This is a genomic window from Glycomyces halotolerans (assembly GCF_054779575.1).
The window spans coordinates 13,279-31,527 of the sequence record NZ_BAAGXZ010000009.1 but is presented as its reverse complement, the minus strand read 5'-3'; the positions used below and the strand labels follow the sequence as shown (position 1 = coordinate 31,527).

At 71.0% G+C, this 18,249-nt stretch carries 18 protein-coding genes; 4 read left to right on the top strand and 14 right to left on the bottom strand.

The window, feature by feature from the left end:
* Positions 1-15: 15 nt before the first annotated feature.
* From ACYVL2_RS09750 to pyrR, 6 genes are read right to left on the bottom strand one after another with little or no spacing between them, the layout of a single operon-like run.
* Positions 16-1,122, bottom strand: a complete 1,107-nt coding sequence (locus ACYVL2_RS09750) for a quinone-dependent dihydroorotate dehydrogenase (protein ID WP_460542668.1) — start codon at positions 1,120-1,122, stop codon at positions 16-18.
* Between the two features lie 40 nt (positions 1,123-1,162).
* On the bottom strand, positions 1,163-4,486 hold the full coding sequence (gene carB, locus ACYVL2_RS09745) for a carbamoyl phosphate synthase large subunit (protein WP_460542666.1): 3,324 nt from the start codon (positions 4,484-4,486) through the stop codon (positions 1,163-1,165).
* Positions 4,479-5,615: a carbamoyl-phosphate synthase small subunit gene (carA, locus tag ACYVL2_RS09740; RefSeq protein WP_460542664.1), complete on the bottom strand. Its 1,137-nt coding sequence runs from the start codon at positions 5,613-5,615 to the stop codon at positions 4,479-4,481. Before carA ends, carB begins: the two co-directional genes overlap by 8 nt.
* Positions 5,612-6,919: a dihydroorotase gene (locus ACYVL2_RS09735; RefSeq protein ID WP_460542662.1), complete on the bottom strand. Its 1,308-nt coding sequence runs from the start codon at positions 6,917-6,919 to the stop codon at positions 5,612-5,614. The genes carA and ACYVL2_RS09735 overlap by 4 nt, the downstream gene beginning before the upstream one ends.
* Entirely contained in the window at positions 6,916-7,836 is a 921-nt protein-coding gene (locus tag ACYVL2_RS09730) for an aspartate/ornithine carbamoyltransferase family protein (RefSeq protein ID WP_460542660.1), read from the bottom strand. The genes ACYVL2_RS09735 and ACYVL2_RS09730 overlap by 4 nt, the downstream gene beginning before the upstream one ends.
* Positions 7,833-8,423 (bottom strand): bifunctional pyr operon transcriptional regulator/uracil phosphoribosyltransferase PyrR, encoded by a 591-nt coding sequence (gene pyrR, locus ACYVL2_RS09725; protein WP_460542659.1) that lies wholly within the window; start codon positions 8,421-8,423, stop codon positions 7,833-7,835. Before pyrR ends, ACYVL2_RS09730 begins: the two co-directional genes overlap by 4 nt.
* A 273-nt stretch (positions 8,424-8,696) precedes the next feature.
* Here pyrR and ACYVL2_RS09720 point away from each other — a divergent pair, with 273 nt between their 5' ends.
* The gene (locus tag ACYVL2_RS09720; RefSeq protein ID WP_460542657.1) at positions 8,697-9,194 is read left to right on the top strand and encodes a transcriptional regulator; all 498 of its coding nucleotides are present in this window, start codon (positions 8,697-8,699) and stop codon (positions 9,192-9,194) included.
* 139 nt (positions 9,195-9,333) lie between these two features.
* Here ACYVL2_RS09720 and nusB read toward each other — a convergent pair whose 3' ends face one another.
* The 4 genes from nusB to ACYVL2_RS09700 form a co-directional block, all read right to left on the bottom strand.
* Positions 9,334-9,789: a transcription antitermination protein NusB gene (gene nusB / locus ACYVL2_RS09715; protein ID WP_460542655.1), complete on the bottom strand. Its 456-nt coding sequence runs from the start codon at positions 9,787-9,789 to the stop codon at positions 9,334-9,336.
* A gap of 4 nt (positions 9,790-9,793) precedes the next feature.
* Positions 9,794-10,351, bottom strand: a complete 558-nt coding sequence (gene efp, locus ACYVL2_RS09710; protein WP_460542653.1) for an elongation factor P — start codon at positions 10,349-10,351, stop codon at positions 9,794-9,796.
* Between the two features lie 204 nt (positions 10,352-10,555).
* On the bottom strand, positions 10,556-10,714 hold the full coding sequence (locus tag ACYVL2_RS09705) for a zinc ribbon-containing protein (protein WP_460542651.1): 159 nt from the start codon (positions 10,712-10,714) through the stop codon (positions 10,556-10,558).
* A gap of 26 nt (positions 10,715-10,740) precedes the next feature.
* Positions 10,741-11,952, bottom strand: a complete 1,212-nt coding sequence (locus ACYVL2_RS09700) for a zinc-dependent alcohol dehydrogenase (RefSeq protein WP_460542649.1) — start codon at positions 11,950-11,952, stop codon at positions 10,741-10,743.
* 147 nt (positions 11,953-12,099) lie between these two features.
* Here ACYVL2_RS09700 and ACYVL2_RS09695 point away from each other — a divergent pair, with 147 nt between their 5' ends.
* Both ACYVL2_RS09695 and ACYVL2_RS09690 read left to right on the top strand, forming a co-directional pair.
* The gene (locus tag ACYVL2_RS09695) at positions 12,100-12,729 is read left to right on the top strand and encodes a ClpP family protease (RefSeq protein ID WP_460542647.1); all 630 of its coding nucleotides are present in this window, start codon (positions 12,100-12,102) and stop codon (positions 12,727-12,729) included.
* Positions 12,726-13,313: a ClpP family protease gene (locus ACYVL2_RS09690; RefSeq protein ID WP_460542645.1), complete on the top strand. Its 588-nt coding sequence runs from the start codon at positions 12,726-12,728 to the stop codon at positions 13,311-13,313. Before ACYVL2_RS09695 ends, ACYVL2_RS09690 begins: the two co-directional genes overlap by 4 nt.
* A gap of 13 nt (positions 13,314-13,326) precedes the next feature.
* Here the strand turns inward: ACYVL2_RS09690 and ACYVL2_RS09685 are convergent, their stop codons facing one another.
* The 4 genes from ACYVL2_RS09685 to aroC form a co-directional block, all read right to left on the bottom strand.
* Entirely contained in the window at positions 13,327-13,671 is a 345-nt protein-coding gene (locus tag ACYVL2_RS09685) for a helix-turn-helix domain-containing protein (RefSeq protein ID WP_460542643.1), read from the bottom strand.
* A gap of 75 nt (positions 13,672-13,746) precedes the next feature.
* A complete protein-coding gene (gene aroQ / locus ACYVL2_RS09680; RefSeq protein WP_460542641.1) occupies positions 13,747-14,175 on the bottom strand; it encodes a type II 3-dehydroquinate dehydratase in 429 nt (142 codons plus the stop codon).
* Positions 14,172-15,728 carry a 3-dehydroquinate synthase gene (gene aroB, locus ACYVL2_RS09675; protein WP_460542639.1) on the bottom strand — a complete coding sequence of 519 codons (1,557 nt, stop codon included), beginning with the start codon at positions 15,726-15,728 and terminating at the stop codon, positions 14,172-14,174. The genes aroQ and aroB overlap by 4 nt, the downstream gene beginning before the upstream one ends.
* A 2-nt stretch (positions 15,729-15,730) precedes the next feature.
* Positions 15,731-16,909: a chorismate synthase gene (aroC, locus tag ACYVL2_RS09670; protein WP_460542637.1), complete on the bottom strand. Its 1,179-nt coding sequence runs from the start codon at positions 16,907-16,909 to the stop codon at positions 15,731-15,733.
* A 256-nt stretch (positions 16,910-17,165) separates the two neighbouring features.
* Between aroC and ACYVL2_RS09665 the strand changes: the two genes are divergently transcribed.
* On the top strand, positions 17,166-18,200 hold the full coding sequence (locus ACYVL2_RS09665) for a LacI family DNA-binding transcriptional regulator (protein ID WP_460542635.1): 1,035 nt from the start codon (positions 17,166-17,168) through the stop codon (positions 18,198-18,200).
* The last annotated feature ends 49 nt before the right edge of the window (positions 18,201-18,249 follow it).

The following is an 18,249-nucleotide window of genomic DNA, read 5'->3' as shown; positions in this document are numbered from 1 at the left end:
TCCTGGAACAACGGCCTAATCCATGGCTCGGGGCCTGCGCCATGAGCGGTCGGGCTGCGGGGCGCGGCGCCGGCCGGTGGTCCGCTGCTTGTAGCGGCGGGCGCTCCGCCGCACCAGCGCCGGACCGTTGTAGACCAGGCCGCTGTAGACCTGGACCAGGCTGGCGCCGGCGTCGAACATGGCGGCGGCGTCGTCGGGGGCCATGACGCCGCCCGAGCCGATGATCGGCAGCTTCCCCTGCGTCTCGCGGTGGACGAAGCGGACGATCTCCCGCGAGATCGGCCCCAGGGGCCTGCCGGACATGCCGCCGGGCTGGGCGGCCACGGCGTCCTCGCTGGGCACGACCCCGTCGCGGCCGAGCGTCGTGTTGGTGGCGATGACGCCCGAGACTCCGGTCTCGAAGCAGACCTCCAGCAGCTCGCCGATCGCCGATTCGGTCAGGTCGGGCGCGATCTTGACGAACACCGGGTGCGGTACTCGCCCGGCGGCGATGCGCTCGCCCTCGGCCGTCAACGCGCTCAGCAGTCCCCGAAGGGTCTCGGCGTCCTGCAGACTGCGCAGCCCCGGCGTGTTCGGCGACGAGACGTTGACCGCGAAGTAGTCGGCGAACGGGTAGAGGGTGCGCATCGAGTGCAGGTAGTCCTCGACGGCCTCCTCCAGTGGCGCGGCCTTGGACTTGCCGATGCTGATCCCCAGCGGGCAGTTGACCGGCGGCGCGGCGGCGAGGCGGGCCGCCAGCGCCTGCGCGCCGTCGTTGTTGAAGCCCATGCGGTTGACGAGCGCCTCGCTCTGGGGCATCCGGTACAGCCGCGGCCGGGGGTTGCCCGGCTGGGCGTGGGCGGTGACGGTGCCGATCTCGGCGAACCCGAAACCGAGGGCGGGCCAGGCGCCGATGGCGGCGCCGTGCTTGTCCATCCCGGCGGCCAGGCCGATCGGGTTGGGGAACGGGATGCCGCAGACGGTGACCGGGGCGCTCACCTGGTTGACCTTGATGAGCGCGTCGCGGACCTGCCGCTGCCCGGACAGGCGCGTGAGCCAGCGCATGGTGGTCTCATGCGCTGTCTCCGCGTCGCCGCGCCCGACCCTGAACAGGGCCGGCCGAGCCAGTTTCTGATAAAGCATCATCTACCTGTATACGTCAATTCGGGGCGTGACTGACTTGTCAGGCCCGCTCGTCCCCCCGCAGGCGCTCGTGGAGCTCCTGCAGGGGTGTGACGGTGAGCTCGCCCCGGGCGGCGGCCTCGATGCCCATGGTGGCCGCCGCGGCCCCCTGGATCGTGGTGACGCACGAGACGTCGGCGACGACGGCGGCCGAGCGGATCTCCCAGCCGTCGGTGCGCGGCCCCGGCGACGCCGAGGGGGTGGTGATGACCAGGTCGACCTCGCCGGCGGCGATGAGGCTGACCGCGTCGGTCGCCTCGCCGTCGCGGGCCCCGGAGTGGCGCGCCACGGGCGTGAAGTCGATGCCGTGGCGTTTGAGGACCAGTCCGGTGCCCTTGGTGGCGTAGACGGTGAAGCCGAGGTCGACCAGGCGCCGGACCGGGAAGACGATCGAGCGCTTGTCGCGGTCGGCGACCGAGACGAAGACCTTCCCGGCGGTCGGGAGCTTGCCGTAGACGGCGAGCGTGGCCTTGGCGAAGGCGAGTCCGAAGGAGCCGTTGATGCCCATGACCTCGCCGGTGGACTTCATCTCGGGGCCGAGGAGGGCGTCGATGCCGGCCCCTTCGGTGGTGCGGAAGCGCTTGAACGGCAGGACGACCTCTTTGACGCTGATGGGCGCGTCGGGGCCGGGTTCGGAGCCGTCGCCTTCGGGCAGCAGCATGCCTTCGTCGCGCAGCTCGGCGATGCGGGCGCCCATGGCGATGCGGGCGGCCGCCTTGGCCAGCGGCACGGCCGTGGCCTTGGAGACGAACGGGACGGTGCGGGAGGCGCGCGGGTTCGCCTCGAGGACGTAGAGCTGGTCGTCCTTGAGGGCGTACTGGACGTTCATGAGGCCGCGCACGCCGAGGCCGAAGGCGAGCTTGGCGGTGTAGTCGCGGATCTGCTCGATGACCGCGCGGCCGAGGGTGATCGGCGGGAGGGCGCAGGAGGAGTCGCCGGAGTGGACGCCGGCCTCCTCGATGTGCTCCATGATGCCGCCGAGGTAGAAGTCCTCGCCGTCGCACAGGCAGTCGACGTCGATCTCGATCGCGTCGTCGAGGAAGCGGTCGACCAGGACCGGGTGCTCGGGGCTGGCCTCGGTGGCGCGGGAGATGTAGCCGGCCAGGGAGTCCTCGTCGTAGACGATCTCCATGCCGCGGCCGCCGAGGACGTAGGAGGGCCGGACCAGGACCGGGTAGCCGATGTCGGCGGCGACGGCGCGGGCCTCCTCGAAGGAGGTGCCGGCGCCGCCGGCGGGGGCGACGAGGCCGAGCTCGTCGAGCAGGCGCCCGAACTCGCCGCGGTCCTCGGCGGCGTCGATGGCCGACGGGGAGGTGCCGACGATCGGCAGTCCGGCCTCGGCGAGGCGGTCGGCCAGCCCCAGCGGGGTCTGGCCGCCGAGCTGGACGATGACGCCGACGACGCCCGGTCCGCCCGCGGCCTTCCCGGAGGCGTCCTCGGCTTGGTAGACCTCGGCGACGTCCTCGAAGGTGAGCGGCTCGAAGTAGAGGCGGTCGGCGGTGTCGTAGTCGGTGGAGACGGTCTCGGGGTTGCAGTTGACCATGATCGTCTCGTAGCCGACCTCGCGCAGCGCCTGGACGGCGTGGACGCAGGAGTAGTCGAACTCGATGCCCTGGCCGATCCGGTTGGGGCCCGAGCCCAGGATCATGACCTTGGGCCGGTTCGACGGCTCGACCTCGGACTCGTCCTCGTAGGTCGAGTAGTGGTACGGGGTGTGGGCGGCGAACTCGGCGGCGCAGGTGTCGACGGTCTTGTAGACCGGGCGCAGACCCAGGCGCAGCCGCAGGCGGCGCACGCCCTCCTCGCCGGCCAGTTCGGGGCGCAGGGCGGCGATCTGGGCGTCGGAGCAGCCGGCGCGCTTGGCCTTCCACAGCAGGCCGTGGTCGATGACGCTCGCGGATTCGATCTCGGCGCGCAGGTCGACCAGCTGGGCGATCTGGTCGAGGAACCACGGGTCGATCTTGCAGGCCTCGTGGACCTGGTCGACGGTGGCGCCCAGGCGCAGTGCGCGTTCGGCGGTGTAGAGGGTCCCGTCGTGCGCGGTCCGGAGCGCCTCGAGCGTGTTCTCGAGGGTCGCGCCGGCGGGGTCGGGGCGCGTCCAGAAGCCGGCGGCCTTCGTCTCGGTCGAGCGCAGGGCCTTCTGGAGGGCCTGCTGGAAGGTGCGGCCGAGGCTCATGGCCTCGCCGACGGACTTCATGGTGGTCGTCAGCGCCGGGTCGGCACCGGGGAACTTCTCGAAGGTGAATCGCGGGACCTTGACGACCACGTAGTCGAGGCTGGGCTCGAACGCCGCCGGGGTGGCCTTGGTGATGTCGTTGGGGATCTCGTCGAGCGTGTAGCCGATGGCGAGTTTGGCGGCGATCTTGGCGATCGGGAAGCCGGTGGCCTTGGAGGCCAGCGCGGAGGACCGCGAGACGCGCGGGTTCATCTCGATGACGATGATGCGCCCGTCGGCCGGGTCGATCGCGAACTGGATGTTGCAGCCGCCGGTGTCGACGCCGACTTCGCGCAGCACGGCGATGCCGACGTCGCGCATGTGCTGGTATTCGCGGTCGGTGAGGGTCATGGCGGGGGCGACGGTGACCGAGTCGCCGGTGTGGACGCCCATGGGGTCGATGTTCTCGATGGAGCAGACCACCACGACGTTGTCGTCGTGGTCGCGCATGAGTTCGAGCTCGTACTCCTTCCAGCCGAGGACGCTCTCTTCGATGAGGACCTCGGTGGTGGGCGATTCGGCGAGGCCGCCTCCGGCGATGCGTTCGACGTCGTCCCAGGTGTGGGCCATGCCGGAGCCGAGGCCGCCCATGGTGAAGGAGGGGCGGATGACCACCGGCAGGCCGAGTTCGTCGATGGTGTCGCGGACTTCGTCCATGGTGTGGCAGACCGCCGAGCGCGGGACCTCTCCCCCGGCTTTGATGACGACGTCCTTGAACTGCTGGCGGTCTTCGCCGCGCTGGATGGCGTCCATGTCGGCGCCGATGAGTTCGACGCCGTGCTTTTCGAGGATGCCGGCCCGGTCGAGGGCGACGGCGGCGTTGAGCGCGGTCTGGCCGCCGAGGGTCGGCAGCAGCGCGTCGGGCTTCTCGCGGGCGATGACCTGTTCGATGATCTCGGTGGTGATCGGCTCGACGTAGGTGGCGTCGGCGAACTCGGGGTCGGTCATGATCGTGGCCGGGTTGGAGTTGACGAGGGTGACGCGGATGCCCTCCTCGCGCAGGACCCGGCAGGCCTGAGTGCCGGAGTAGTCGAATTCGCAGGCCTGGCCGATCTGGATGGGGCCGGATCCGATGACCAGGACGTGGTTGATGTCGTCGCGCTTAGGCATTGGCGCCGGCTCCTTCGCTGTGGTCGATGAGCTGGGTCAGACGGTCGAACAGGTAGTCGGCGTCGTGGGGACCGCCGGCGGCCTCGGGGTGGTATTGGACGGAGTAGGCGGGGACGTCCATGCAGGTGAGGCCTTCGACGACGTTGTCGTTGAGGCAGATGTGGCTGACGCGGACGCGCCCGAACTCGGTCTCGAAGTATTCGCCGGACTCGGGCGGGGCCAGGGCGAACCCGTGGTTGTGGGCGGTGATCTCGACCTTGTCGGTGTGCCGGTCGAGGACCGGCTGGTTGATGCCGCGGTGGCCGTATTTGAGCTTGTAGGTGCCCAGGCCGAGGGCCCGGCCGAGGATCTGGTTGCCGAAGCAGATGCCGAAGACCGGGACGCGGCGGCGCAGGAGCTCGCGGGTGACTTCGACCTGGTGGTCGGCGGTGGCCGGGTCGCCCGGTCCGTTGGAGAGGAACACGGCGTCCGGGTTGCCCGACAGGAGCGCTTCTACACCGGCGCCGGCGGGGTGGACGGTGGTGGTGATGCCGCGGGCGGCCAGGCGCCTGGGGGTGTTGCGCTTGATGCCGAGGTCGATGGCGGCGACGGTGTACTTGGTCTCGCCTTCGGCGCGGTAGGTGTAGGGCTCGGGCGTGGTGACGGCGTCGACGAGGTTGGCTCCGGCCATCTGCGGGGCGGTCCGCACGCGTTCGAGCAGCGCCTGGGCGTCGGTCGTCTGGGAGGAGACGCCCACGCGCATCGCGCCGGCTTCGCGGAGGTGGCGGGTGAGCGCGCGGGTGTCGACGCCGCAGATCCCGACGATGCCCTGGGCGGCGAGCTCGTCTTCGAGGTTGCGTTCGGCGCGCCAGCTGGAGGTGATGCGGGAGGGGTCGCGGACGACGTAGCCGGCGACCCAGATGCGGCGGGACTCGTCGTCCTCGTCGTTCCAGCCGGTGTTGCCGATCTGCGGGGCGGTCTGGGCGACCACCTGGCCGTAGTACGACGGGTCGGTGAGGGTCTCCTGGTAGGCGGTCATGCCGGTGTTGAACACGGCTTCGCCGAAGGTCTCTCCGACCGATCCGTAGGCCTCGCCGCGGAACACGCGGCCGTCCTCGAGTACGAGGATCGCTGCTGCTCTGCTGCTCATTGGGTCTCCTCCGCGGTCTGCTCGACGAGCTTGCCTTCGAGTACGGTGGCGCGTCCCCGCAGGAACGTCGCCTGGACGGTCACCGGGAGCTCGAGCCCGGCGTAGGGGGTGTTGTGGGACAGGGAGGCCAGTTCGGCCGGGACGACCGTCCAGGACTCCGAGGGGTCGACGAGCGTGAAGTTGGCTTCGGCGCCGGGTTCGGGGTCGCGGCCGTGTGCGGCGAGCCCGGCGATGCGGGCGGGCGCGCGGGAGGTGCGCTCGGCGACCAGGTCCCAGTCGCAGTCGTCGGGGCCGCCGAGGGCGGCCACGGCGATCGACAGGGCCGTCTCGAGTCCGAGCATGCCGGGCCTGGCGGCGGACCACTCGCAGTCCTTGTCCTGCGGGGCGTGCGGGGCGTGGTCGGTGGCGACGGCGTCGATGGTCCCCTCGGCGAGCGCGGCGCGCAGCGCGGCGACGTCGGCGTCGCCTCGCAGCGGCGGATTGACCTTGAATACGGGGTCGTAGGTGTGGACCCGCTCGTCGGTCAGCAGCAGGTGGTGGGGGCAGACTTCGGCGGTGACCTTGACGCCCCGGGCCTTGGCCTCGCGGATGATCTCGACCGAGCGGGCCGTGGAGACGTGGCAGAAGTGGACGCGCGCGCCGACGTATTCGGCCAGGAGCACGTCGCGGGCGATGATGGCCTCTTCGGCGACCGCGGGCCAGCCGGGCAGGCCGAGTTCGGCCGAGACGGCGCCTTCGTTCATCTGCGCGCCTTCGGTCAGGCGCGGCTCCTCGGCGTGCTGGGCGATGAGGCCGTCGAAGGTCTTGACGTATTCGAGGGCCCGGCGCATCAGTCGCGGGTCGGCGACGCAGTGGCCGTCGTCGGAGAAGATGCGGACCTTCGCGGCGGAGTCGGCCATGGCGCCCATCTCGGCGAGGCGCTGACCGGCCAGGCTCACCGAGACCGCGCCGATGGGCTGGACGTCGGCGTAGCCGGCGGCGCGGCCGAGCGCGGCGACCTGTTCGACGACGCCGGCGGTGTCGGCGACGGGGTTGGAGTTGGCCATGGCGCACACGGCGGTGTAGCCGCCCTTGGCGGCGGCCCGGGTGCCGGTCAGGACGGTCTCGGCGTCTTCTCGCCCGGGTTCGCGCAGGTGCGTGTGGAGGTCGACCAGGCCGGGCAGCAGGAGCAGGCCGTCGGCGTCGACGACGTCGGCTCCGGCGGGGCTCAGGTCGCCGACTTCGGCCACGCGGCCGTCGCGGACGAGGAGGTCGGCTCGGCCGCGGCCGACGAGGTCGGCGCCTTTGACGAGGATGGTGCTCATGATTCGACTCCGTTGGTCAGGAGGAGGTACAACACGGCCATGCGGACCCAGACGCCGTTGGTGACCTGCTCGGTGATGGTGGCGCGCGGCGAGTCGGCGACGTTCGCGGCGATCTCCATGCCGCGGTTCATCGGCCCGGGGTGCATGACGATGGCGTGGTCGGGCATGCGGCGCAGGCGGCGCTCGTCGAGGCCGTAGAGGCGGGCGTACTCGGCCGGGGTGGGGAAGAAGGCGTCGTTCATGCGTTCGCGCTGGACGCGGAGCATCATGGCGGCGTCGGCGTCGCGCAGGCTCGCGTCGAGGTCGTAGGAGATCTCCACGGGCCATTGGTCGATCGCGCGCGGCAGCAGGGTCGGGGGGCCGACGAGGCGGACGCGGGCGCCGAGTTTGGACAGCAGCCAGATGTTGGAGCGGGCGACGCGGCTGTGGAGGATGTCGCCGACGATGACGACGGTGCGTCCCTCGATGCCGCCGAGGCGCTCGCTCATGGTGTAGGCGTCGAGGAGGGCCTGGGTGGGATGGGCGTGGGTGCCGTCGCCGGCGTTGAGGACCGCGCCGTCCACCCACTGGGTGAGGTTCTGCGGGGCCCCGGCGGCGGGGTGGCGGATCACGACCGCTTCGGCGCCCATGGACTGGAGCGTCAGGGCGGTGTCCTTGAGGCTCTCGCCCTTGTTGACGCTCGAGGTCTTGGCGGCGAAGTTGACCACGTCGGCGCTGAGGCGCTTGGCGGCGGTCTCGAAGGAGGTGCGGGTGCGAGTGGAGTCCTCGTAGAAGAGGTTGACCACGGTGCGTCCGCGGAGGGTGGGGAGCTTGGGGACCTCGCGGCCGGAGACGGCCTTGGCCATCTGGCCGGTGAGGTCGAGGATGAGCTCGGCCTCGTCGCGGGTGAGCTGCTTTGTCGTGAGCAGGTGCTTCATCGCCGCTGACCTCCGGTGAGGATCACGGCGTCGGCGCCGTCGTACTCGGTGAGGTGCACCGCGACGTTCTCGTCGCGGGCGGTGGGGATGTTCTTGCCGACGTAGTCGGCGCGGATGGGCAGCTCGCGGTGGCCGCGGTCGACCAGGATCGCGAGCTGGACCTGGGCGGGTCGGCCGAGGTCGTAGAGGGCGTTGAGCGCGGCGCGCACGGTGCGTCCGGAGAAGAGGACGTCGTCGACCAGGATCACCCGCTGTTCATCCACTCCGGACGGCGGGAGGTCGGTCGGGCCGAGCGGGCGGAGCGCGCCTCGGCGCAGGTCGTCTCGGTAGAGGGTGATGTCGAGGGTGCCGGCGGGGATGTCGACGCCGGCGAAGCGGCGGATGCGCTCGGCCAGGCGTCCGGCGAGCGCGACGCCGCGGGTGGGGATGCCCAGGAGCATCGTGTCGGGCGCGCCCTTGGTCTTCTCGAGGACCTGGTGGGCGATGCGGTCGAGGATCCGGCCGATGTCGTCGGACGAGAGGATCTGCTTGCCATCGGGCGGGCGGTCCGGATTTTCCGGACCTGAACGGCGGGCATGCGAAGCCACGCGAACCTCCTTCTCCGCCTCACTGGACGGTCTGTTAAAGAACGGTTTCGTCGCGAGCCATCCTACGTCGCCGGTAACGGAGCGTGAAGTCGGATCGCCCGCGGGCGGCGCCGAAACCGGCATGTTTGCCGGGTTTAGTAACGTTTGGCGAGCGGTCGCGGCGGGCTGACGCGACCAAAAACACTAGTTTTGGGGACCCCAATGGCCGATGGTCACCGACTGTAGTCAACAATAGGATTCCTCTCGTACCGAAAACTTGGAGTTGATCCCAACATGGCGACTTCCGAATACGCCAAGGCACTAGGCAACCGCCTGCGTGACATTCGCATGCAGCAGGGCCTGTCACTGCAAGGCGTCGAAGACAAGTCAGGCGGCAAATGGAAGGCCGTCGTCATCGGTTCCTATGAGCGCGGCGACCGGTCCATCACCGTCAGCCGCCTCGCGGAGCTGGCCGACTTCTACAGGATCCCCGTCTCCGAGCTGCTGCCGGAGGGCGTGCCGCTCCCCGTCGAGCAGCCCGAGAAGATCGTCCTCAACCTCGAGGCGCTCTACGACCACCCCGACCCGGAACTCGAGCACGTCGCCAAGCTCGCGCGCTCTATCCAGCAGCGGCGCGGCGACTACAACGGCCGGATCCTCTCGATCCGCGCCGACGACCTGTACACCCTCGCGGTGATCTATTCGACCACGCCCTCGGGCCTGATCGAGAAACTCGAAGACTACGGCGTCCTGGTCCACGACCTGGCGGCGTTCTTCGCGGCGGACGAGTAGGACCGCCGCTCCCGAGCGCACGGCCGAGCCGCACCACCCGATCCCCTGCGGCAAGGCCGGCCGCCCCTATCGTGGGCGGCGACGACACGACACGGCCGGGCCGCCCTCCGCAGGCGTCCCGGCCGTCGTGTTCCCCGCCTCAGCCTTCCGGGCGCTGCTGAGCGCGCGCGGCGGCGTCGAGCACGGCGTTGATGAACCCCGTGTCGTCCGAGGAGCCGATCTGCTCGGCCACCCGCAGGGCTTCCTTGATGGCCACCGGGGCGTCGACGTCGTCGACGTGGCGGATCTCGTACAGGGCCGTGCGCATCACATTGCGGTCGACCGCGGGCATCCGCTCGACCGACCAGCCCGAGGCCGCCTCGCGGAGCGCGTCGTCCAGCTCGTCGAGGCGGTCGGCGACGCCGCCGGCGAGCCGCTCGGCGTAGGCCGGCAGGCGCGGGGCCTCGGGGTCCTGGTCGGCGCGCGTGCGGCGCTCGGCGAGCACGACCTCGACGGGTTCGTCGCGGCTCTCGGCTTCGTAGAGGATCTCCACGGCTCGCATCCGCCACTTGGTGCGGGCGGTGAGCTGCTGCCCGGCGTGCTTCTGCTTCCCCACGGCCTCAGGCCCGGGAGAGGTATTTGCCGTCGCGGGTGTCCACCTTGATCTTCTCACCGTTCTCGATGAACAGCGGGACGTTGACCTGGGCGCCGGTCTCGACGGTCGCGGGCTTGGTGCCGCCCGAGGAGCGGTCGCCCTGGAGGCCCGGCTCGGTGTAGGTCACGGTGAGCTCGACGGCGGCCGGGAGCTCCACGTAGAGGGCCTTGCCCTCGTGCATGGCCACGATCGCGTCGGAGTTCTCCAGCAGGAACCTGCCGGCGTCGCCGACGATGGTCGGCGGCAGCGGGAACTGGTCGTAGGTCTCCATGTCCATGAACACGAAGTCCTCGCCCTCCTTGTAGAGGTACTGCATGGTGCGGCGGTCGACGGTGGCCGTCTCGACCTTCGTCCCGGCGTTGAAGGTCTTGTCGACGATCTTGCCCGAGGGGATCTGCTTCAGGGTCGTACGGACGAACGCCGGACCCTTGCCGGGCTTGACGTGCAGGAACTCCTGGACCTGCCAAAGCTGGCCCTCCAGGTTGAGCACCAGGCCGTTCTTGAGGTCGTTCGTGGTTGCCACGGGCGTTCGTCTCTTTCAGTAGGAGGTGTACGGGCGGACCGGCAGTCAATGGTAGCGGCCGCTCGGCGCACGCCTCCGGTCAGGAGCACCGGCTGTGGCCACCGCTGCAGCGACGCGCACCGCGACCGAGCGGCCGCGCGGAGCGGCGGCGCTCGGTCGAGTCGGTGCCCGGAGCGGGACCTCTCGCGGAGGACTCGTCCGCGGTCACTTGTTGCCGGGTTCGTCCGTCCGGCGGTCGAACTCGCTGTGCCCGTTGGGGCACTTGGGGATCTCCTGGCCCTCCTTGACGTCGACCTTCTCGCTGCACTCGGCGCAGTGGAACGTCCCGGTCCGCTGCGCCTTCTCTCCGGCTTTGGCGGTCATGTCGCCTCCTCCTCAGTTCGCGGCGCTCATGCGACGTCCAGGACGGTCTTGAGCCAGCCCTCCTGGCGCCGGTCGAACGTCTCGTAGGCCTCGACGGCGGCCATGGGCCGCTCGTGCCGGGTGATGAACGCGGTCGGGTCGACCGTGCCGGCGACCACGAGGTCCATGAGCGCGGGCAGGTAGCGGCGGTGGTTGCAGTTGCCCATCTTCAGGGTGAGGTTCTTGTTCATCGCCGCGCCGATCGGGAAGCTGTTGAAGCCGGGCGGGTAGACCCCGATCACGCCGATGCTGCCGGCCTTGGCCACGGCCTGCACGGCCCACTCGAACGCGAGGCTGGGCGCATCGCCGGGCACCCACTGCTCCCCGCTGGGACTCGCCTCGGGGGCGGCCTGCCGCCGTTCCTGTTCGAACCGCTCGGCCAGCTTCGCGGTCTGCTCGGCGGCGGGGCCGGACTTGGGGCGCTCGGCGTCCACGCCCACGGCCTCGATGACGCGGTCGACGCCGATGCCGCCGGTGAGCTCCTTGACGACGGCGACCGGGTCCTCCTGATTGAAGTCGACCGTCTCGGCGTTCTGCTCGCGGGCCTTGTCCAAGCGGGAGGCGATGCCGTCGACGACGATCACCCGGCCGGCGCCCTGCCGCTTGGCCGAGGCGATGGCGAACTGCCCGACCACGCCCGCTCCCAGCACCAGCACGCTGTCGCCGCGGCCGACTTCGGCGAGCTTCGCGCCGAACCAGGCGGTGGGGAAGATGTCCGACAGCAGGATCGCCTGGTCGTCGGACACCGCGTCCGGGATGCGCACCATGCTCGTCATCGCGTACGGCACGCGCGCGTACTCGGCCTGCAGGCCGTCGACCGGGCCGGTGGACTCGGGTCCGCCGAAGAAGCACGTGCCGGCCGAGGGCCCGTTCGGGTTGGCGGTGTCGCACTGCGCGTAGTAGCCGGCGCGGCAGTACGAGCACGTGCCGCACCCGATCGTGGAGGTCACCACCACGCGGTCGCCCGGGCTGAATCCGCGCACGTCCGGCCCGGCCTCCTCGACCACGCCGACGGCCTCGTGCCCGAGGATCGTGCCCTCGACCATGCCCGGCATGGTGCCGCGCACCATGTGCAGGTCCGTGCCGCAGATCGCGCTGCGCGTGATCCGCACGATCGCGTCGCCCGGATCCTGGATCTTCGGGTCGGGCACCTCGTCCAGACGTATGTCACCGGTCCCGTGCCACACCACTGCCTTCACCGCATTCGCCTCCTCGTCGTGACGTCGGCGGCGGGTTCCCGGCGGCCCGACCCCTAAACGCGTCGGCGCCCCTCCCTCCGCTGTGGGCGGATCCGCTCACGGCGGATTCGGTGGCGGACGGTTCGGACGGGGGCGCACGGTGGGGTCATGAACGACGACCAACGACCCCCGCTGTTCGACGAGCGAGCCCGGCGCGAGCTCTACCACCAGCGCGTCCTCGTGCTCGACGGCGCCCTCGACGACGACAACGGCACGCTGCTGGCGACACAGCTGATGGCCCTGGCGGCGGAGGACCCGTCCGACGACATCGCGCTGTGGATCCACTCTCCCGGCGGCTCGGTGCCCTCGATGCTCGCCATCCGCGACGTCATCAGGCTCGTCCCCTGCGACGTGTCCACACTGGCGCTCGGCATCGCCTGCAGCGCGGGCCAGTTCCTCCTGTCGGCGGGGACGCGCGGAAAGCGGCGGGCCCTGCCGCACTCCCGGGTCCTGATGCACCAGGGCTCCGCCGGGATCGCCGGCGCCGCGGTCGACATCGAGTTGCAGGCGAACGATCTGCGCGATACGCGGGACACGGTGCTCCGGCTCATCGCCGAGGACACCGGGCAGAGCGCCGAGCGGGTCTTCGAGGACTCGCTGCGCGACCGCTGGTACACCGCGACCGAGGCGCTCGAATACGGGTTCATCGACGCGGTCGTCGAGTCCTTCGACGACGTCGCACCGCGAAGCCGCAGGAGCGTCGGGCTCGGCTTCCCCTCGGAAGGGGGCGTGCGATGAGCACCTACGCGATCCCCAACGTCATCACCGAGCACCCGCGCGGCGAGCGGATCATGGACGTCTACTCGCACCTGCTCAGCGAGCGGGTCGTCTACCTCGGGACCGCCATCGACGCGGGAGTGGCGAACGCCCTGGTCGCGCAGCTGCTGCATCTGGAGGCGACCGACCCCGACCGCGACATCCAGCTCTACGTCAACTGCGAGGGCGGCGACCCCAGCGCGATGCTGGGCGTGTACGACACCCTGCGCTACATCCGGCCGCGGGTCGCGACCACGTGCGTCGGGCAGGCCGTCGCGGTCGGCGCGGTGCTCCTGGCCGCCGGCGCGCCCGGGAAGCGGTCGGCGCTCCCCCATGCGCGCATCATCCTCGACCAGCCGGCGGCGCAAGGCCGCGGGGCCATCCCGGACCTCATCCTCCAGGCCGACGAGATCGTCCGCGTCCGCGCGAGCATCGAGCAGATCCTCTCCCGGCACACCGGGCAGCCGCCGGAGCGGCTGCGGGCCGACACCGACCGCGATCGGGTCTTCGCCGCGACCGCGGCCAAGGAGTACGGGCTCATCGACCACGTCATCGAGGAGCGGTGAGCCGGCGGAGGTGTCAGGCGGCCAGCGCGTAGGCGGCGCGGCGGTCCGCGCCGACGCTGACCTGCGTTGTCGAGCGCAGCCGCTCGGCGACCGCGTGCGTCAGGTCGGCGAGCGTGGTGTCGAGCGCCCCGGCGACCGCGGCGATCATCTCGCTGGAGGGCTCTTTGAGGCCGCGCTCGATCTCGGAGAGGTACTGCGGGGAGATCCCGGCGCGGTCGGCGGTCTCGGCGAGCGTCTCGCCGCGCTCGCTGCGGAGGCGCCGTAGGCGTTCGCCGAGCGCGTCGCGCCAGAGCGGCTCGCGAGTGGTCGGTGGCCGCGGCTCGGCGGCGGTCTTCGGCGATGGGGCGGTCTCGGTCATGCTTCATGCTAGACCGGCCGCCCCGTCGGTTTCAGTGCGTTACGCCGACGGCGGAATCCGGCGGCAGGGGCCGGCCTAGGTCTCGGAGGCGATGTAGTGCAGGGCCGCCACATAGCCGCGCAGGCCCAGGCCCGCGATGACGCCGGTGGCGTGCGCCGAGACGAACGAATGGTGGCGGAACGACTCGCGTTTGTGCACATTGGAGATATGGACCTCGATGAGCGGTGCGGTCAGCTGCGCGCAGGCGTCGCCGATCGCCACCGAGGTGTGGGTCCAGGCCGCGGCGTTGAGGACCACGGGGATCGCCTCGTCGGCGGCCTCGTGCAGCCACTCGATGAGCTCGCCTTCGTGGTTGGTCTGGCGGACCGCCACCTCGAGGCCCAGGTGCTCTCCGGTGGAGGCGCACAGCGCGACCAGGTCGTCGTGGCTCTCGGAGCCGTAGATCCCCGGTTCGCGGCGGCCGAGCCGGTTCAGGTTGGGACCGTTCAGCACGTACGTCTTCACGAGGTCAGCCTCTCATAGGCCTCGCGCTGCTGCTCGGCGGTCACGTCGTCGACCACGGCGGCCTTGCCGAGGTCCTCCAGGAGGATGAACCGCTGGGTCCTGCCGATGTTCTTCTTGTCGACCATCATGGTGGAGTGGATCTCCTCCCATCGACCGGGCTCGTATGAGGTCGGCAGGCCGAGGGACTCCAGGACGGCCTTGGTGCGGTCGACCAGGTCGATGCGGCCGGTGATGGCTCCGAGGTGGGCGGCGTAGACCATGCCGACGGCGACGGCGTCGCCGTGCCGCCAGCGGTAGCGCTCGAGCTTCTCGAGGGCGTGGGCGAAGGTGTGGCCGTAGTTGAGGATCGCGCGCAGGCCGCCCTCTTTGAGGTCGGCGGCGACCACCTCGGCCTTCATGGCGACGGCACGCTCGACCAGTTCGGCGAGGACCGGGCTGGAGGCGTCCAGGGCGGCCTCGGGGTCGGCCTCGACGAGGTCGAGGATGACCGGGTCGGCGATGAATCCGGCCTTGACGACCTCGGCCAGTCCGGCGGCCAGGTCCCGGCGCGGGAGCGTGGCGAAGTGGTCCAGGTCGATCAGGACCGCGCGCGGCGGGTGGAAGGCGCCCACCAGGTTCTTGCCGGCGGCGGTGTTCACGCCGGTCTTGCCGCCCACGGCGGCGTCGACCGCGCCGAGCAGCGAGGTCGGGACGTGGACGACGCCCACGCCGCGCAGCCAGCAGGCCGCGACGAAGCCGGCCAGGTCGGTCACCGCTCCCCCGCCGACGCCGATCACCAGGTCGGTCCGGGTGAAGCCTTCGGCGCCGAGCGCTTCCCAGCACTGCTCGGCGACGGCGATCGACTTGCCGTCCTCGGCGTCGGGGACCTCCATGAGGGTGGCCTCGACGCCGTCGGGCATCAGCGATCCGGCCCGCTCGGCGAGGGCGGCGGTGCTGGCGGTGTGGAGGACCGCGACGCGCGCGGCCGCGCCGAGGTGCTCGGGGAGGCGCGAGACGACGCCGCGGCCGATGAGGACCGGGTACGGGGACTTGTCGTCGCGCACCTCGACCGTGCGGGTCTCGAGCTTCACGGCGATCTCCTCTGCCAGTTCGGCGACGTCCCTGCCGGTGGTGTCGACTTCGATGTCGGCGACTTCCCGGTACAGCGGGAGCCGCTCGTCCATGAGCCGGCGGAGGGTCGCGCGCGGGTTGACCGCCAGGAGCGGGCGGCCGCGGTCGATCTCGGTGCGTTTGACGGCCTCGCCGAGGTCGACCCGCAGGTGGACGACCGGCACGTCGTCGAGGAGGCGGCGCGTGTCCTCGGCCATGACCGCTCCCCCGCCCAGGGCGAGGACGCCGTCGTGTTCGGCGACGGCGCGGCGCACGGCCTCGCGTTCGAGGCCGCGGAAGTGCTCCTCGCCGTCGTCGACGAATATGTCGGGGATCGGCTTGCCGGCGGCTTCGGCGATGTCGGCGTCGGTGTCACGGAAGGTCGTGCCGAGGCGTTCGGCCAGCGCGGTGCCGACGGTGGTCTTGCCCGAGCCCGGGGGGCCGACGATGACGACGGGCCGCATGGCTACCGCACCCGCAGGTTCTGGAGGTAGGTCTCGAGGTTGCGGCGGGCTTCGCCGACCGAGTCGCCGCCGAACTTCTCCAGGGCGGCTTCGGCCAGGACGTAGGCGACCATCGATTCGCCGACGACGCCGCCGGCGGGCACGGCGCAGACGTCGGAGCGCTGGTTGATCGCTTCGGCGGCCTCGCCGGTCTCGGTGTCGATGGTGCGCAGCGGCCGGGTCAGCGAGGAGATGGGCTTGAGCATGGCCGAGACCCGCAGCGGCTGGCCGGTGGTGATGCCTCCTTCGAGGCCGCCGGCGCGGTCGGTGAGGCGCTCGACGCGGTCGGCGCCGGGCACGATCTCGTCGTGGGCGGCGGAGCCGCGGACGGCGGCCTGGGTGAGGCCGTCGCCGATCTCGACGGCCTTGACCGACTGGATGGACATGAGGGCCGCGGCCAGGCGGGAGTCGAGTTTGCGGTCCCATTGGACGTGGGAGCCGAGGCCGGGAGGGACGTTGTAGGCGAGGACCTCGACGACGCCGCCGAGGGTGTCGGCGTCCTTCTTGGCGGCGTCGACTTCGGCGACCATCCGGGCGGAGGCGTCGGGGTCGAGGCAGCGCATGGGGTCGGCGTCGACGGCCTCGAAGTCGGCGGGGGTCGGCACGGTGCCGTCCTTGACGCGGACGGGGCCGAGGGCCTTGACGTGGGAGAGGATGTCGATGCCGAAGGTCTGCTTGAGGAATGCCTTGGCGGCGGTGCCGCCGGCGACGCGGGCGGCGGTCTCGCGGGCGGAGGCGCGCTCGAGGATGGGGCGGGCGTCGGTGTGGTCGTACTTCTGCATGCCCGCGAGGTCGGCGTGGCCGGGCCTGGGACGGGTGAGCGGGGCGTTGCGGGCGAGGCCGTCGAGGACGGTCTGGTCGACCGGGTCGGCGGCCATGACCTGTTCCCACTTGGGCCATTCGGTGTTGCCGACTCTGATGGCGACGGGCGAGCCGAGGGTGCGGCCGTGGCGGACGCCGCCGATGAAGCCGACCTCGTCGGCCTCGAACTTCATGCGGGCCCCGCGGCCGTAGCCGAGGCGGCGGCGGGCCAGTTCGGCGGCCACCTCACCGGTGGTCAGCTCGATGCCCGCGGGCAGGCCGTCGAGGGTGACCACGAGTTCGGGTCCGTGTGATTCTCCAGCTGTCATCCATCGCAACACGCCTTAAGTCTGCCACTCGGCTCCGGCTGAACCGGCATCTGGTGGGACGGGTGTCCCACAGCCCGGAAGCGATCAGTGACACAGGTGCGCGTCGGCTTGGTGTGCCTGCGGGGTCTTGTGTTAACCCTGTGTTCATTAGAGCGCTCTAGTAGCGCGCTCTAGCACCGCTAGAATGACACCGGCCGCGTCCGGCTCCATCGAGGACCGGGGACCGCGGTCGCACCTTTTCCCCGGCATGTGAAAGGCAACGGTGCTCATGAGCGACAAGACCTCGCGTGCTCCCGCACGGTCGCGAAAACCCACGATGGCCGACGTCGCCGCGAAGGTGGGGGTCTCGCGAGCGCTCGTCTCCCTGGTGTTCCGCGGCCTGCCCGGCGCGAGCGCCGAGACGCGCGAGCGGGTCTTCGAGGCCGCGGCCGAGCTCGGCTACCGGCCCGACATGGCCGCGCGGCTGCTGGCCCGGGGCCGCAGCAAGGTCCTCGGCATCCTGTTCACCGCGCGCAACCCGTACCACGTCGACTTGGTGGAGGCGATCTATCCGGCCGCCGAGGAGCTCGGATACGACATCGTGCTCTCGGCCGCCGTGCCCACGCGCGACGAGGGCAAGGCGATCGAGGCGCTCATCGGGCACCGGAGCGAGGCGCTGCTGCTGTGCGGACCGGTGATCCCCGACGAGGACATCGTGGACATCGCCCGCCGCATCCCGACGGTGACGGTGGGGCGGCGCGTGCCGACGGCCGCGGCCGACACGGTGACCACGTCGGACCGGCCCGGTGTGCGGGCGCTGATCGGGTACCTGGTGGAGCTCGGCCACCGGGACATCGTGCACGTCGACGGCGGCGGGCGTCCCGGCGCGCCCGAACGCCGTCGCGCCTACCGCGATGCCATGCGCTCCCACGGGTTGACCGAGCACATTCGGGTGATCCCCGGCAACCACTCCGAGGAGGCCGGCGGCGACGCGGCGCGGGCGATGCTCGCCGAGGACCGATCGCTGCCGACCGCGGTGTTCGCCTCGAACGACCAGTGCGCCATCGGGCTCTTGGACGTCTTCACCAGGGCCGGAGTGCGGGTTCCGGAGCAGATATCCATTGTGGGCTTCGACGACAGCCACATCGCCGGCCTCAGCCACATCGACCTGACGACGGTCCGCCAGGACGTGCCGCGCCTGGCGCACTTGGCGGTCCAGGCGGCCGACGAGCAGCTGCGCGGCGCCCGGGATCCGGGGGCATATATGAAGTTGGAACCGAAACTGCTCATTCGGGGCACTAGCGGACCGCCTGTGTCCCAATGAATTTTGATCGTTTCAGAAGGGAAGCTAACTATTGACACGCATCAATTTA

Coding starts and splice junctions, on each gene's coding strand:
- aroB (WP_460542639.1), bottom strand. CDS start 15,728: ATGCGGCCCGTCGTCATCGTCGGCCCCCCGGGCTCGGGCAAGACCACC.
- ACYVL2_RS09690 (WP_460542645.1), top strand. CDS start 12,726: ATGAGCACCTACGCGATCCCCAACGTCATCACCGAGCACCCGCGCGGC.
- ACYVL2_RS09750 (WP_460542668.1), bottom strand. CDS start 1,122: ATGCTTTATCAGAAACTGGCTCGGCCGGCCCTGTTCAGGGTCGGGCGC.
- ACYVL2_RS09685 (WP_460542643.1), bottom strand. CDS start 13,671: ATGACCGAGACCGCCCCATCGCCGAAGACCGCCGCCGAGCCGCGGCCA.
- ACYVL2_RS09720 (WP_460542657.1), top strand. CDS start 8,697: ATGGCGACTTCCGAATACGCCAAGGCACTAGGCAACCGCCTGCGTGAC.
- ACYVL2_RS09705 (WP_460542651.1), bottom strand. CDS start 10,714: ATGACCGCCAAAGCCGGAGAGAAGGCGCAGCGGACCGGGACGTTCCAC.
- ACYVL2_RS09665 (WP_460542635.1), top strand. CDS start 17,166: ATGAGCGACAAGACCTCGCGTGCTCCCGCACGGTCGCGAAAACCCACG.
- carA (WP_460542664.1), bottom strand. CDS start 5,615: ATGAGCAGCAGAGCAGCAGCGATCCTCGTACTCGAGGACGGCCGCGTG.
- ACYVL2_RS09695 (WP_460542647.1), top strand. CDS start 12,100: ATGAACGACGACCAACGACCCCCGCTGTTCGACGAGCGAGCCCGGCGC.
- carB (WP_460542666.1), bottom strand. CDS start 4,486: ATGCCTAAGCGCGACGACATCAACCACGTCCTGGTCATCGGATCCGGC.
- ACYVL2_RS09735 (WP_460542662.1), bottom strand. CDS start 6,919: ATGAGCACCATCCTCGTCAAAGGCGCCGACCTCGTCGGCCGCGGCCGA.
- ACYVL2_RS09730 (WP_460542660.1), bottom strand. CDS start 7,836: ATGAAGCACCTGCTCACGACAAAGCAGCTCACCCGCGACGAGGCCGAG.